The sequence below is a fragment of the Vibrio sp. 1CM7H genome, from assembly GCF_023161645.1.
Classification (GTDB): domain Bacteria; phylum Pseudomonadota; class Gammaproteobacteria; order Enterobacterales; family Vibrionaceae; genus Vibrio; species Vibrio diabolicus.
This window is the reverse complement of sequence record NZ_JALNTV010000003.1, coordinates 478,575-493,924: the sequence shown is the minus strand read 5'-3', so window position 1 is coordinate 493,924 and position 15,350 is coordinate 478,575. Positions and strand designations below refer to the sequence as shown.

General features: G+C 45.5%; 16 protein-coding genes. 2 read left to right on the top strand and 14 right to left on the bottom strand.

Going from position 1 to position 15,350, the window contains the following annotated elements:
- Positions 1-49 precede the first annotated feature (49 nt).
- Positions 50-748, top strand: coding sequence for an aquaporin Z (gene aqpZ / locus MSG33_RS14380; protein WP_248381318.1), 699 nt, complete (start codon positions 50-52; stop codon positions 746-748).
- Positions 749-799: 51 nt separating this feature from the next.
- On the opposite strand, the gene recR is transcribed toward aqpZ, so the two are convergent.
- The 7 genes from recR to MSG33_RS14350 all read right to left on the bottom strand — a co-directional run bounded on the left by recR (position 800) and on the right by MSG33_RS14350 (position 6,546).
- A complete protein-coding gene (gene recR / locus MSG33_RS14375; protein ID WP_031780610.1) occupies positions 800-1,399 on the bottom strand; it encodes a recombination mediator RecR in 600 nt (199 codons plus the stop codon).
- 30 nt (positions 1,400-1,429) lie between these two features.
- A complete protein-coding gene (locus MSG33_RS14370) occupies positions 1,430-1,759 on the bottom strand; it encodes a YbaB/EbfC family nucleoid-associated protein (protein ID WP_005380618.1) in 330 nt (109 codons plus the stop codon).
- 82 nt (positions 1,760-1,841) lie between these two features.
- Complete coding sequence (dnaX, locus tag MSG33_RS14365; RefSeq protein ID WP_248381317.1) at positions 1,842-3,947, bottom strand: DNA polymerase III subunit gamma/tau; 2,106 nt, start codon at positions 3,945-3,947, stop codon at positions 1,842-1,844.
- Between the two features lie 8 nt (positions 3,948-3,955).
- Positions 3,956-4,501, bottom strand: a complete 546-nt coding sequence (apt, locus tag MSG33_RS14360) for an adenine phosphoribosyltransferase (protein WP_005380615.1) — start codon at positions 4,499-4,501, stop codon at positions 3,956-3,958.
- Between the two features lie 162 nt (positions 4,502-4,663).
- The gene (locus MSG33_RS14355) at positions 4,664-5,056 is read right to left on the bottom strand and encodes a YbaN family protein (RefSeq protein WP_041852909.1); all 393 of its coding nucleotides are present in this window, start codon (positions 5,054-5,056) and stop codon (positions 4,664-4,666) included.
- A 27-nt stretch (positions 5,057-5,083) separates the two neighbouring features.
- Positions 5,084-5,215, bottom strand: coding sequence for a hypothetical protein (locus tag MSG33_RS23540; protein ID WP_005380608.1), 132 nt, complete (start codon positions 5,213-5,215; stop codon positions 5,084-5,086).
- Positions 5,216-5,439: 224 nt separating this feature from the next.
- Positions 5,440-6,546 carry a response regulator gene (locus MSG33_RS14350; protein ID WP_005397213.1) on the bottom strand — a complete coding sequence of 369 codons (1,107 nt, stop codon included), beginning with the start codon at positions 6,544-6,546 and terminating at the stop codon, positions 5,440-5,442.
- A gap of 288 nt (positions 6,547-6,834) precedes the next feature.
- On the opposite strand from MSG33_RS14350, the gene MSG33_RS14345 reads away from it, so the two are divergent.
- Positions 6,835-7,710 (top strand): LysR family transcriptional regulator, encoded by an 876-nt coding sequence (locus MSG33_RS14345; RefSeq protein ID WP_005397211.1) that lies wholly within the window; start codon positions 6,835-6,837, stop codon positions 7,708-7,710.
- Positions 7,711-7,777: 67 nt separating this feature from the next.
- Here the strand turns inward: MSG33_RS14345 and purF are convergent, their stop codons facing one another.
- From purF to MSG33_RS14310, 7 genes are all read right to left on the bottom strand, one after another.
- Positions 7,778-9,292 (bottom strand): amidophosphoribosyltransferase, encoded by a 1,515-nt coding sequence (gene purF, locus MSG33_RS14340; RefSeq protein ID WP_005397209.1) that lies wholly within the window; start codon positions 9,290-9,292, stop codon positions 7,778-7,780.
- Positions 9,293-9,328: 36 nt separating this feature from the next.
- Entirely contained in the window at positions 9,329-9,820 is a 492-nt protein-coding gene (locus MSG33_RS14335; protein WP_005380590.1) for a CvpA family protein, read from the bottom strand.
- 61 nt (positions 9,821-9,881) lie between these two features.
- On the bottom strand, positions 9,882-10,475 hold the full coding sequence (locus tag MSG33_RS14330) for an SPOR domain-containing protein (RefSeq protein ID WP_005397207.1): 594 nt from the start codon (positions 10,473-10,475) through the stop codon (positions 9,882-9,884).
- Positions 10,476-10,489: 14 nt separating this feature from the next.
- Positions 10,490-11,752 carry a bifunctional tetrahydrofolate synthase/dihydrofolate synthase gene (gene folC, locus MSG33_RS14325; RefSeq protein WP_170891146.1) on the bottom strand — a complete coding sequence of 421 codons (1,263 nt, stop codon included), beginning with the start codon at positions 11,750-11,752 and terminating at the stop codon, positions 10,490-10,492.
- Positions 11,753-11,798: 46 nt separating this feature from the next.
- On the bottom strand, positions 11,799-12,725 hold the full coding sequence (gene accD / locus MSG33_RS14320; protein ID WP_005397203.1) for an acetyl-CoA carboxylase, carboxyltransferase subunit beta: 927 nt from the start codon (positions 12,723-12,725) through the stop codon (positions 11,799-11,801).
- A gap of 197 nt (positions 12,726-12,922) precedes the next feature.
- Positions 12,923-13,717, bottom strand: coding sequence for a tRNA pseudouridine(38-40) synthase TruA (gene truA / locus MSG33_RS14315; RefSeq protein ID WP_047010110.1), 795 nt, complete (start codon positions 13,715-13,717; stop codon positions 12,923-12,925).
- A gap of 138 nt (positions 13,718-13,855) precedes the next feature.
- A partial coding sequence (locus MSG33_RS14310; RefSeq protein ID WP_282451097.1) for a FimV/HubP family polar landmark protein occupies positions 13,856-15,350 on the bottom strand: 1,495 nt, incomplete at its 5' end.

Here is a 15,350-nt window from a genome sequence, read left to right as displayed (position 1 = left end):
ATTCTCGACTATGTTCAGCGGGTCATTTAAGTAGAAATTAGGAAATAACATGAACAAGTATTTGGCAGAGGCTTTTGGTACGTTCTGGCTAGTATTGGGCGGCTGCGGTAGCGCAGTGTTGGCTGCAGGTTTCCCAGACGTGGGTATTGGTCTGCTGGGCGTTGCTCTGGCCTTTGGTTTAACCGTTTTAACCATGGCATTTGCAATCGGTCATATTTCAGGTTGTCACTTGAACCCGGCAGTGACGGTTGGTCTTTGGGCTGGCGGTCGTTTTGAGACAAAAGACGTTGCGCCTTACATCATCGCACAAGTGCTCGGCGGGCTGATCGCTGGTGGCATTCTTTATGTCATCGCGACAGGACAAGCTGGATTCGATGTTGTGGGTTCTGGCTTTGCCGCCAATGGTTATGGTGAACACTCGCCGGGTCAGTACTCCATGCTTGCTGCGCTAGTTTCTGAAGTTGTAATGACGATGATGTTCCTTATCGTAATCATGGGGGCGACAGACAAACGTGCACCTCAAGGTTTTGCACCTATTGCGATTGGTTTGTGTCTGACTCTTATTCACCTGATCAGCATTCCTGTGACAAACACCTCAGTAAACCCGGCTCGTAGTACAGCAGTCGCAATGTATATGGGTGACTGGGCAGTTTCTCAATTATGGCTGTTCTGGGTTGCTCCTATTGTGGGTGGCGTGCTTGGTGCGGTTATCTACAAAAATCTTCTTGGTAAAGAATCGAACGATTAATCGTTCCCAACTCCCAAAATCAAAAAAGCCGCTGAATTCAGCGGCTTTTTATTAAATTCTGTGTCGACCTAACAGCGAGTGTGACAACGTCGTGCCATCGACAAGCTCAAGCTCTCCACCGACAGGCACACCATGCGCGATGCGGCTGGCATCAACTTGGTGTTCTTTACATAGCTCTGCGATGTAATGTGCAGTGGCTTCGCCTTCAACCGTCGGGTTTGTTGCCAAAATCACTTCGGCTATATCACCGCGACGTAAGCGGTAATCAAGCACATCCAGCCCAATATCACTTGGACCAATACCGTCTAGTGGTGACAAATGTCCCATAAGAACAAAGTATCGACCAGAATACTGGCCCGTTGCTTCGACTGCAGCAATGTCTGCCGGGCTTTCTACCACACAAATTTGACCATTTTCTTGGCGTTTTGGGTTGGTACAAATATGACAGACTTCTTCTTCGGTGAAGGTTCGACACTCAGTACAATGACCGATTTCTGTCATTGCCTGGCTAAGCGCATCTGCAAGTTGCAAACCGCCTTTTCTATCGCGCTGTAACAAATGAAAGGCCATACGCTGCGCCGACTTGGGGCCAACCCCAGGTAGACAACGTAAGGCCTCCATCAATTGCTCCAGCATATGACTGGTACGCATTAAAAGTCCGCTTAATTAAATATCAGCAGATTAGAATGGCATTTTCATACCTGGTGGTAGTTGCATACCGCCAGTTACAGAAGCCATTTTCTCTTTTTGAGTTTCTTCAACACGACGGGCCGCATCGTTGAACGCCGCAGCGATCAAATCTTCAAGCATTTCTTTGTCGTCTTCCATCAAACTTTCATCGATGTCAACACGACGTACGCTGTGACTACCAGTGATAGTAACTTTTACTAGGCCAGCACCAGACTCGCCAGTTACTTCCATATTCGCGATTTCTTCTTGAAGCTTTTGCATGCGATCTTGCATTTGCTGGGCTTGCTTCATTAGGTTGCCCATACCGCCTTTACCAAACATGTTTATCTCTCTGGTTTAATGAGGTGTTGCATCAATTAATGGGGTTATACTTTTGGGTTTTCAACCCCATTCCATTCGATTATTAGATAGGGCGCACACTATCTTTATCAAGCTCTGCAGCAAAACGACGTTCAATAAATTGAACATTTGGATCGTTTTCTAAACTATTCAGCGCTTGCTGTAATTTCTCTTGATAGAGCCTATCTCTAAGTTCAAGTGGTGTTTCTCCACTCTCCCCTATTTCGATGCTCATGTGGCACTCTTCACCTAACACGGTATTAAGTGCTTTAAGCAATTCGGCTTGAGCTCTATCAGTATTCAAATGAGCTTGGCTGCTTCTCAATAGTAACGAAACGGTTGTTCCTTCCTTACTATAATGAGAGTTTAGCGCAAGTTGCTCTACCAGCTTAGGGATCTCCATTAAGCTGATTAGCTTCGCCCATTCATTATGTTCTAACGATTCATCGATGAGCTTTTGTGCCATTTCAGGCGTTTTCTCATGCTCAAGTGCCTGCTTGAGCTGCGTAGGTGTCAGTTTTGTATTCACTTTTGTCTCAACAGGCTTGCTTGGACGCCAGCGATACGCTTCCTCAACTTGTGGCTCCGTCGACTTCGGAGCTGAGTTTGGCGACACCTGCGCGGAATTGCCATGCAATTGCGCTACTCGGTCGATAACCGATTCTGGTTGTGCAGATGCCGCTTTAGGCTTTTTTGAGCCACCATTTTGAGGAGTGTTCTGTTGTAGGCCTTGACGCTGAGAACGTAATTGGTGACGTAAACCGCATAGACCGCCGCGCGCCGGTGTTGAAACGCTCTCTTGCACTTGTTGAGGTGGCGTTTCATGCTGCGGTGCAGGGTTTTCGCTCATCGGCGGCGCCATATCATACTGTGGCGGAACCGCCTCATATCCACTCGCGTGATACTCAGGTTGTGAATTGGATGAAGGTTGAGGAGCAACTTGTGGTGAGCTTTGCGCTGGACTCGGCTGCTGAGTTCGAGGAGCAGCTACTGTCTGAGCTGGTGCAGTCTTTGATTGACTGACACTTTGAACTGGGGCTGAAGCTGGTTCGCAGTTACTGGAAACAACACTTGCCCCACTGTTACTTGATGGGCGGAACGCCATCATACGCAGCACAATCATTTCCAGACCGACTCGCCCATTTGGAGAGAGGGTCAGATCTTCACGACCTTTCAATGCAATTTGATAGTAAAGCTGCACATCTTGCGGGCTTAGTGCTTTACTCAATAATTCGATCTTTTCTGCATCTGGCTGCGCTCGGTCTAGCGACGCTGGCAACGCTTGATACATCGCAATTCGATGAAGCTGTGTTGCGACTTGCTGCAACAAGCCATCCCACTCAACACCATTTGCCGCTAATTGCTGGATTTTATCTATGGCTTGTTGAGGTTGCTTGCTGCTGATTGACTCTAGTAAGTGAATCGCTTGGTCGGTATCAATCGTCCCCAACATGTGGCTGACAATATCAGTTTGCACCGCACCGTTACCTAAAGCAATTGCTTGATCGGTCAAGCTGAGAGCATCACGCATACTGCCATCTGCAGCATGTGAAATCATACCTAGTGCTTTTGGTTCTGCCGATACTTGCTCTTGACCCAAAATGTAGTCAAGTTGCTGATGAATATCATCAACGCTGATCGGTTTGAGATGGAACTGTAGACAACGCGACAATATAGTAACTGGCAGCTTTTGTGGATCGGTTGTCGCGAGTAAGAACTTCACATACTCTGGCGGCTCTTCCAGGGTTTTCAACAACGCATTGAAAGAGTGACGCGATAGCATGTGTACCTCATCGATGAGGTACACTTTAAAACGTCCAAGAGCAGGTTTGTATTGAACGTTGTCTAACAGTTCGCGAGTGTCTTCAACTTTAGTACGTGATGCCGCATCGATTTCAAGAAGATCGACAAAGCGACCTTCATCAATTTCACGACAAGTATCGCACTTACCACAAGGTGTCGCGGTAATACCGGTTTCGCAGTTCAAGCCTTTGGCAAACAACCTACCGATACTCGTTTTACCCACACCACGAGTCCCGCTGAACAGATAAGCATGGTGTAAACGGTTTTGCGCCAGTGCGTTTTCCAACGCCGTCAGGACATGTTTTTGTCCGACAACTTGGTCAAACTGATTAGGACGCCATTTTCGCGCTAAAGCTAAATAACTCATTGAATGTATTAATGTCCTTCAAAATCGCAAATGCTGTATACGTTTAGACCTAGTGCTTCTAAACGTTTATCACCACCGATTTCTGGTAGGTTGATAACGAACGCAGCGTGCTCAACTTCACCGCCCAGTTGGCGAATCAGCTTAGTCGTCGCTTCAATAGTGCCGCCCGTTGCCAATAAATCGTCGACAACCAGTACTTTGTCGCCTTCAACGATGGCATCTGTATGGATTTCCAGTGTATCAACGCCGTATTCAAGCTCATAAGATTGAGCAACAGTAGGACGTGGTAGCTTGCCTGGTTTACGCACTGGTACAAAACCAACACCTAGCTCAAGCGCTAAAGGCGCACCAAATAAAAAGCCACGAGCTTCCGTACCCACAACCTTGGTAAAGCCCATATCTTTGTAACGTTCAACAAGAAGGTTGATCGTCGCTTGGTATGCTTTTGCGTCTTCAAGAAGGCTCGTCACATCACGAAATAGAATGCCTGGCTTTGGGTAGTCTTGGATGCTTTTGATGCTAGATTTGATCAGTGAAATTGTTTCTGTAGTCATAATACCGATTTACTTAGATTGGCTCATCGCCCTCTCTAATCGCAGTATCACGAGGGCAACGAACAATAGGTTTTCACCACTATGTGCTTATTTTCGTAACAGTCACAGGCGCTGAAAATACAAACGCCCACTCGAAGAGCGGGCACACTATTCTCTACAATCTTAGTGATTTTCTTCTCTGTCAGCAACCAACTCAATCACAGGCAGACGCATAAACCAGCCGAGTAAAACGATTAGCATCACTAAAAGACCAATTTTCACCCAAACAAGGGGAACAACAACGATTGAAACCATGAAACTAAGTGCAATAAAAATGGCGCCACGCTGTTTTACTTTTGAAGTAACAGCCCGGTGCTTATGCCAATTATCGAGAATCGGTCCAAACGTTTTGTGGTTGTGTAGCCAATGATGAAATGCGGGGCTACCACGCATAAAACATGCACTAGCAAGTAGAATGAAAGGAGTGGTGGGTAAAAGCGGAAGGGCTATGCCGGCAATGCCGAGCACAATACAGAGTCCACCAACGGTATTGAAAAAGTAACGCTTAATACGAATGGTGAACTCCGGTACAAAATAGCTAGATTAAAAGCCTGCGTAACCATTCATTACACGAAGCCAGGTTAGCGTTGCAGGTAGTGTTGGAATTAAAAGTACTGCAATGAAACCTAAAAAGTAAAAAATATTATAAGGCTCTTTAAAATCTTTGTCTGCCATGATGTATCTTCTCACTAGTTGACTTTGCTTCTCCCAAGGCACAGCGTTAAATTATCGTTGCACAAATGGGTCATTATTGTTTTAGGCGTTGACTATACCTTAAACAGCCAAATCTAAACACCAGCAAAAAGTAAGGTTATTGTTCGAGCATTTGTTGTTTTTTGTGGTTCTAAAAAGACAATAAGCAGCGCCAAGACGCTGCTTATTGTGTTATGAAGTCAGAATTATACCAGTCGTGATTTCCGGGCAATATTTAAGCTAAAACTTGAAGAGCCTAAACAACCGATGGATAACTGACCAGCAACACCTAGCGGTAAATCTCGGGTTATGAAGTTTTTCATACTTCCTGCCCCTAAACAGTTACCTGCCGCGATATGTTGATTAGTATTTCCGTCAGACCAATGGCTATCTAAACCCGCAGGCAGGATAGAAACGGAGGACGAAGCCAGATCGGCGACACCAAATACAGCATTAACCGCACCAGCGCACTCTGAACACTCGATTCCTTTTTCAATGATCCCTACCATATCCTTCAGATCAGCACTGAAACTCTTCAAATTACGCAGGTAATCGTCAAACAAAGCCCTAACAAGCAATGTCGTCGCGACACCATCATTACTCTGGGAAGCAGAGTCAACGAGATAGAACGCAAATTGCCCGTTCATTAACCAACGATAATCAAACACCAGTGGCATAACGTCCGTCGATTGCAATAAACGGTATGAGCAGCGCCAATCACCTTGAGAAGCATCTTTCTCTGGCAATAGAGCATGCAGTAAATCTCTTGCAGCACTCGGGTTCTGCTGCAAATACTCTAGATGCCAGTGAAGCTCTTGCTCATCTGGGATTTCGCCACCGTCATCGACTCGGAACCACTGACTTGAAAAGTCTCGCTGTTCTGAGAAATGGCTATCGGTATCTTCGAGCGTATTGTCTATCGCCTGAGATAGGTGCTCATAATTACCTATCGGTTTAGGAAGAAAATCTTTAATACCAAATCGCAACGCTTTCGCGACATCGGACATTTCATCCGTGCCGGATACCACGATAAGCGGCAAGTATGGATATTCAAGACTGACTTCTTCGACGAATTCAATGCCATCTAATACCGGCATCGATAAATCACACAAGATAAGATCGGGTTGGCATTCCCTGAGTTGTTGAAGCGCCTCTAGGCCGTTTTCAGCTTCTACTACTTTAAAACCCTGACTTTCTAAATAAGCATTGGTTACTTTACGAAATATTGGATCATCATCCACCAACATAATTAGTTTTTGATTAACCACTTCCTGTGCCGAGACCATTGCCGTTTGACTGTGAGTCTTAAACATACCTTTACACCTCACAAAGCTAAGTCAAAAAACAGATTTATTATTAAGTCATTATTTTTGTTGTGTTTACATCCGGCGAAACGTTGCGCAGCAAGACTTGAGGCCGTTCCGCCTTGTTATAAAACGTAGCTTGAAAACGGCGTTTATACAAATATTACGGGGTATAACAGTATTTACTCAAACAGGGTTGCTGTGTTCAAATGATGCAACATGTTGACTTAAAGCAAGCTTTGATCACAAAGTTAATTATAAATTAGCCGTAATCGGTAATTTAATGTGTCTGGAAATATGAAATTAGATGACTTAAACCTGTTTCGACTGGTTGTCGAAAATGGGAGCTACACCGCAACTTCGCGAAAAACCATGATCCCGGTTGCGACCATCACCCGACGCATTCAAGCGCTAGAAGACTCTGTCAATCTTCGACTATTGAACCGTCACGCTCGCAAACTCTCGCTTACAGAAGCCGGGGAACGTTTTTACCATGAGTGCTCCCCTTTGCTACAAAGGCTAACCACGGCAGCAGAGGAAATCACTGACGACTGCCGAGGAGCATCAGGCAAGATTAAGATATCGGCGCCTTATAACTTAACTAAGCGCATGATGATGCCGATGTTCAACAGCTTTATGAAGCAGTATCCGGACATCAATATCGAACTAACGACAGAAAATAATGCAGACAAGCTTGACCCTACTGAATGGGATGTCATTTTTCGAGTGGGGCCCCAACGTGATTCTAGCCTGATCGCACGTAAGATTGGCGAAGTGAAGGATATTCTTGTCGCAAGTCCTGACTACCTTGCCTCGAATCCAGCACCAAACCACGCAGAAGAGCTCTCTAACCATTCATTGCTAAAAGGCTACCCTCTTATCAAGTGGACCTTAATTAATAGCAAAGGCGAGTCTGTCGTAAACGTTGATCGTGGTCGCTTTCAGGCGAATGCACTAAATGTAGTACGCAGTGCTTGTTCCGAAGGTTTAGGCATCACGCTAATGCCAGATGTCATGATCAAAGAATACATCGAAAGCGGCGATTTGGTACGCATACTGCCAGATTGGAGTGCAAACCCGCGCGACATTTATATGCTTTACAACCACAAAGATCACCTGCCAGAGAAAGTTCGTCTCTTTATCGACTTTGTGATCGCTTACAACATTCACTAATTCGATAGCGAATACAAAAAACCAGAGCCGGAGCTCTGGTTTTTTTTACGCCTCAAGAAAACGCCTATTATGCGCCTTCGTTATGCAGCTCTAGGTTTGCTAAATCTTGTTGGATTTCAAGTTGTGTTTTCGCATCATCGTTACGAAGACCATCTAAGAAGTCTAAGTATTGTTGGTCGATATCACCCGTTACGTATTCGCCGTTAAACACGGATGTATCGAACTGAGTAATATCTTGGTTTCCAAGACCGACTGCCTCAACCAAATCTTCTAGACGTTGATAAATCAATGCATCAGCACCAATCTGCTTACAAATTGTATCGTTGTCACGGCCATGAGCAATAAGCTCGGTAGCACTTGGCATATCAATGCCGTACACGTTCGGGAATCGAACTTCTGGTGCTGCTGATACCATGTACACTTTCTTCGCACCAGAATCACGTGCCATTTCGATGATTTGTTCTGACGTAGTACCACGAACGATAGAGTCATCCACCAGCAACACATTCTTATCTTTGAACTCCGAACGAATTGCATTCAACTTGCGACGTACAGATTTCTTACGTTGTTGCTGACCAGGCATGATAAACGTACGCCCCACGTAACGGTTTTTCACGAAGCCTTGGCGGTAAGGGATATCGATCGCTTGAGCGATTTGAAGTGCGATGTCGCACGACGTTTCAGGGATAGGAATAACGACATCAATATCAAGATTTGCGTAGTCTTCACGAATACGTTCGCCTAACTTTTTACCCATTTCAACGCGAGCGCTGTATACCGAAATTTTATCGATGAACGAGTCTGGACGAGCAAAGTACACGAACTCGAAAATACAAGGGTTCAGCTTAGGATTGTCTGCACACTGCTTCGTGTACAGTTCACCGTCAAACGTTGCGTAGATTGCCTCACCAGGTGCAACATCACGGACAAAATCAAAACCGACGGCATCCAATGCTACCGATTCAGACGCAACCATGTACTCCGCTCTGCCATTAACTTCACGCTTACCTAAACATAGAGGGCGAATACCGTGTGGGTCACGAAAGGCAATCATACCATGACCGATAATCATGGCAGTCACAGCGTAAGCACCACGAATTGTGCGATGCACATTGGTGACTGCACGGAATACGTCTTCTGTCGTGACATTTCCTTTTACTGAGTCAATTTCGTGCGCCAGTACATTTAGTAATACTTCGGAGTCTGAAGTGGTATTGATATGACGGCGATCTTTTTCAAACAGCTTTTGACGAACTTCGTTAGCGTTGGTCAAGTTGCCATTGTGGGCAAGTGTAATACCGAAAGGAGAGTTTACGTAGAAAGGTTGAGCTTCTGAAGCGCTTGAACTGCCTGCTGTTGGATAACGAACATGACCAATTCCGACCTCGCCTTGCAGGCGCTGCATATGTCTTGCTTCAAATACATCCTTGACTAAACCGTTCGCCTTGCGCAGACGAAAACGATTGCTTTCTATGGTACAAATACCAGCGGCATCTTGGCCACGATGCTGTAACACCGTTAACGCGTCATAAATAGACTGGTTTACAGGCGTTGTGCCCACGATTCCAACAATACCACACATGTCCTAATCCTCGATTTGCGACAGTAGCTGGCACTACTAGATAGTGCCAGACAGAAAACTTGATGTTGCTTGTAAATGCTCGAAGAATGGGGCGATGATACGGCTGAACTCAGGGATCAACTGTGAATCTTTCCACCAATCCGAGCTTGGGAATGCAGTAAACGCATCCATAAAAAACAGCACCGCAGAAACAATTAAGACTCCGCGTAGACCACCAAATACAATCCCAAGAATTCGATCCGTACCTGATAGCCCTGTTTTTTGTACCAGTTGACCAATGACGTAATTCACCACTGCACCAACTACCAAGGTCGCGACAAATAAAGCCGCAATCGCCGCTCCGTTACGAAACATGTCATCTTCGATGTTGGTGAAGTACACCGCCAATTTGGCGTAGTAGTTGCTGGAGATAAAAAACGCTCCAAACCAAATCACCAAAGACAAAGCTTCTTTAGCAAAACCGCGAACTAAACTGATCAGAGCTGAAAATCCGATCACACCTAAAATGATAAAATCTATCCAATTCATGTTTTCTTCATCTTAAGTTGGCGCGCATTTTAACAGAAAAAATGCTGACGCAAACGTTTTCTTATGGATTTAATGGCTTAAATTTAAGCAATTGACCTTTCGAGCCTGTAATTTTTTGTAATTCCTTGACTTGTCGTTCAAGTTTACTTTTTGACACATCAGGACCAACAATCACTCTCGTAAACTCGTTTTCTTTCTTTGTATGAGCTTGATAGCCACGCTTTTGCAAATCAGCGACAAGCGCGACCGCATTTTCGTGATTCTTAAGCGCCATCAACTGAATGATCCAAGCAGAATCTTCATATTGATTTTTTTCTTGCACAGGACGAGTGGCCACCTCAACTTGCTCTGGCTGTTTGATGACCTCTGGTTTAGGCGTCGGCGTTGGGTCAGGCTCAGAAGCAGCCACTTGGGCGCCCTCTTGCTCCTGCACCACCGCTTCAACTGGAGAGTCCGGTAACGCTATGTCGTCTTCCACTGGCTCTAATATTTCGAAGTTTTCCACATCACTATCAAGTTCAGGTTTGATAGGAATACTGGCAAATTCTTCTTTGTAGTGCAGTTTCTTACCATCTAGCACATCGGGAAGAACAATCACTCCGACTGCGACTAGAATGATGGTGCCGACTAAACGACTTTGGAATTTACTTGCCATCAAAATACCTTTGCTTATTTATTCTTTGATTGCCAATGTTCCAATACCTCTCCGACAGTATGGAATGAACCAACCACCAGAATGACGTCTTCTTGCTTTGCGTGGCTTCTTGCATTCTCAAAGGCGTCAACAGGGTTTTCAAAATGAACTTGCCCATCGGGTAAGTATTGGCACAACTCTCCAGCAGTCGCCGCTCTCGGTCCGGTTAGCGACGCTGGATACCATTGTGTTGCAATTGGAGTTAGCGCTTCAATGGTTGCTTTAATGTCTTTGTCATGCAGCATCGCGACTACAATATGGATATTCTTACCCAAATATTGGTGCTTCACTTTCTCTACCAAATACTCAGCAGAGTGCGGGTTGTGCGCGACATCAAGGATTATCTCCGGCTCATGATGCAATATCTGCATACGCCCTGCCAGGCGAGCATTATTCAAGCCATTGACAATGTTTATGTCAGTGATTTGCAATTCCGATGCTCCCAACGCCATCAATGCTGTTGCCGCGTTTTGTAGCGGTAACGATGGGACAGGTAAATCCTCTAACGCAAATGCGCCACTGCTCCACTTCCAACCATTATTAGTTAGTTGGTAATCATACTGAATACCAACTTGGAAGAACTCAGAGCCAATATCGTCAGCATGAGCTGCCACGGTCGCCGGTGGCGTTGGTTGACCACAAATTGCTGGCTTCCCTGGACGGTAAATGCCTGCCTTTTCAAAACCAATGACATTGATGTCATCACCAAGCCAATCCACATGATCGATCGCTAAGCTCGTAATAACAGAAACATCATGGTCAACAACGTTGGTGGCGTCTAGACGGCCGCCAAGTCCTACTTCAAGCAACACAACGTCGACTTTCTCTGCTTGGAAAATACGTAGCGCAGCAAGCGTACCGAATTCAAAGAGGCTAAGGCTGATATCACCACGCTGCTTTTCTACATAGTCGAATGCTTCACAGTGCTTTGCATCTACAACGTCGACGCCATTAATGCGTACACGCTCGTTGTAACGAATCAGGTGCGGAGAGCTGTAAACACCGACTGAATAGCCAGCATCGAGTAAAATGGCTTCCATTAACGCACACGTTGAGCCTTTGCCATTGGTGCCGGCAACAGTGATTACGGTTGGAGCTGGTTTGGTAAGATTGGCTTTGTTTGCTACCGCTTGGACACGGTCTAAGCCTAGATCAATTGCTGAGGAATGAATATTTGCTAAATAATCAAGCCACATCTCTAATGAAGATGTGGCTTGAGGAATTGGGTTTTGGGTCATCTAACTTTAACCATTAAATTCTTTGGTTTTTATGTTAGTTGATACTTTACCCTTTTTCGTCCGCTTCTGGTACAGAATATGGCTCTTCATTTGGAGATTCGTTAACCGAAACCACCAAAGGAGACTTGTGGTTAGTCATCTTAGCGATTAGACCACCCACACGCTGACGCATTTCACGACGGTCAACGATCATATCAATCGCACCGTGATCAAGCAGGAACTCACTACGCTGGAAACCTTCAGGAAGATCTTCACGTACAGTTTGCTCGATAACACGACGACCAGCAAAGCCAATCAGCGCCTTAGGTTCACCGATGTTGATATCACCCAACATAGCCAAACTTGCTGATACACCACCCATTGTAGGGTCAGTTAGAACCGAAATAAACGGCAGACCTTTTTCTGATAGACGCTCAAGCGCAGCACTGGTTTTTGCCATTTGCATAAGAGACATCAATGCCTCTTGCATACGAGCGCCACCACTTGCTGAGAAACAAACAAGTGCACAATTGTTTTCAATTGCTGCATCCACCGCTTTTACAAAGCGAGCACCAACAACTGACCCCATTGAACCGCCCATAAAGGAGAATTCAAACGCACACGCCACAAGCGGTAGACCAAGCAGTTCACCTTGCATCACAACTAGCGCATCTTTCTCTCCGCTGTTTTTTTGTGCTGCAGAGATACGCTCTTTGTATCGCTTAGAATCTTTAAATTTCAGTTTATCCTGTGGCTCAAGTTCGGTACCTAATTCAACTCGATTGCCTTCATCTAAAAACGTTTCCAAACGACGACGCGCTTTCATGCGCATGTGATGGTTACACTTTGGACAAACTTCTAGGTTACGCTCTAGTTCAGCATGGTATAAAACCTGTTCACAAGAGGTACATTTAGTCCACACACCTTCTGGGATAGAAGCTTTGCGTGAACTTACTAGGTTGCTTTTCTCTAAAATCTTTTCAAGCCAACTCATGGAAGACCTTTTCTCTCAACTCTTCCGCTTCATTGCGAAAGATATAAATTCGACATAATACCGACGGATTAAACCATATCTTGCAGCTACTGTAGATAAAAAACTGGTTGTACCTATTTTTGATATCATAAATAGCGTATGTTTTCCGCTCACATTCAATGTAAACACTACCGATATTTTGAAATAAGTTTGTAAAATTAGTTCAAATTATCTGGCAAAAACAGTGGACCGATCGGCACTTCAGGTAACCCAAATTCTTCTGGATAGTCTACATCTACCAGGTACAGACCTTCCGCTTTCGCTGTCGCACCCGCTAGTTTGCGATCTTTAGCCTCTAGCAACCATTTGATCCATTCAGGACTCTCTTCACCACGTCCAACCTTTATCAAGCTACCCGTGATGTTACGAACCATATGATGCACGAACGCATTGGCTTTAATATCAATAACCACATAGTTCCCATGGCGCGTAACGTTCAGATGCATCAAGTTTCGAAATGGGCTACGAGACTGACAATGCGCCGCACGAAACGACGTAAAATCATTTTCACCAAGCAGATACTGCCCTGCCTCATGCATTTTTTTCTCGTCGAGCTCACCATGATAGTGGCTCACACCAGAGTTTAAGATGCCAGGTCGTAAAGCATGATTGAAAATAATGTAACGATAACGGCGCGCTGTCGCTGAGAATCGTGCATGGAAATCATCTGGGACTTCCTTAGCCCAACGAACCGCTATATCGCTCGGCATGTTCGCGTTTGCGCCCATGGTCCAAGCTACCATTTTTCGAGTAACGTTGGTATCAAAGTGCACAACTTGTCCCGTGCCATGCACGCCTGCGTCTGTCCGACCAGCACACTGAACTTCAACTGGGTGATTAGCGACGACGGACAATGCTTTTTCTAGCTCTTCTTGGACACTTTTCACTTCTCTTTGGCGCTGCCAACCAAAGTAGTTTGTACCGTTGTACTCGATACCTAATGCGATTCTCATCTTAACCTTCGAACTCTAAAATGGGGCGGGAAGTATATACTCAAGTCACCTCAAGTTGCCAGTTTCAACAAGGATGACGTAGAGGTAGCATCATACTAGCGAGACACAAAAAGGGTAGCTAACGCTACCCTTTTTGATTTATCGGCCATTAATGGCATCAATCAGACTCTTTGCTTCGCGGCGAATATCATCTTCACCGTAAACAATCGCCTCTTCTAGTAATTTTATCGCCCCTTGAGAATCGTTCATCTCGAGATAGATTTTAGCAAGGTCCAGTTTTCCAGCAGCTTCAGCGTTGCTATCTACGTCAACATCGCCGATCTCACCGATAACATCTGGAAACTCGTTCAATCCGACATCAAGCTTCAGATCTTCCTCTTCGAACTCACCACCTTCTTTATCGACCTGAGCCATCAATTCATCAATCGTCATAAATTGATTTTTCTTCGGGTCGAAGTCATCCAAGTCGCTTTGCTCTGCCCAGTTTTCTTGCGCGATCTCTGGCTGACTTAGTGCGTCACTCGAATTCCAAACATCACGCTGGTCCTCAGGCACATCTTCCGTAGAACTTACGCTATCGGCAGCTGGTTTAAAGCCATCCCAATCATCTCCAACATCAAGCATGGTTTCAAAATCCATACCTGCGCTTGCGATGGTATCACTGTCTAACTGACCTTCAAACACCTCTGAACTTGCGTCTTCAGCAAGAAGGTTAGCCATTGAAGATTCATCATCTAAGTCACTTAGCGGCTCACCCACTGTCGCCGTTGGCTGCACTTCTGGTTCAGTATCAAAACCGTTTTGCTGCGCAAAGACTTCAAACAAAGCATCATGATCGTTATCGGCTTGAAGAGTTGGTCTCGATGTCTCAGTTTCAACATTAGGAGTCTCTGGCGCACTCTCATTCATTGATGCGAGAACATCTTCCTCATTGAACTCAGGAAGATCTTGGTCGTCAAAACTTAGCTCTTCATCCTCACCGGAGATTGGTTTTATATCTACAGTCTCAGAGCTCGGTAATTCTGGCTCTTCTTCCATAGATGCCAAGGCGTCTTCTTCACTGAACTCTGGTAGATCGAGTTCATCAAAATCGAACTCTTCTTCTGCTTCAGTCGCCGACTCAGCTACAGAGCGCTCAGGCTCGATAGATTCTGGTTCATCAAACTCAGGTTCGCCTGCCATGGACGCCAATGCATCCTCTTCACTAAACTCTGGCAGTTCGAGTTCATCGAAATCGAACTCTTCTTCTGCTTCAGTGGCCGAATCAGCTTCAGAGCGCTCAGGCTCGATAGACTCTGGGTCATCAAACTCAGGTTCGCCCGCCATAGACGCCAATGCGTCCTCTTCGCTGAACTCTGGTAGATCGAGTTCATCAAAATTGAGTTCTTCTTCTGCTTCAGTCGCCGACTCAACTTCAGAGCGCTCAGGCTCGATAGACTCTGATTCATCTAACGCAGGTTCGTCCGCCATGGACGCCAGTGCGTCTTCTTCGCTGAACTCTGGTAGATCGAGTTCATCAAAATTGAATTCATCTTCTGCTTCAGTGGCCGAATCAGCTTCAGAGCGCTCAGGCTCGATAGACTCTGATTCATCTAACGCAGGTTCGTCCGCCATGGACGCCAGTGCGTCTTCT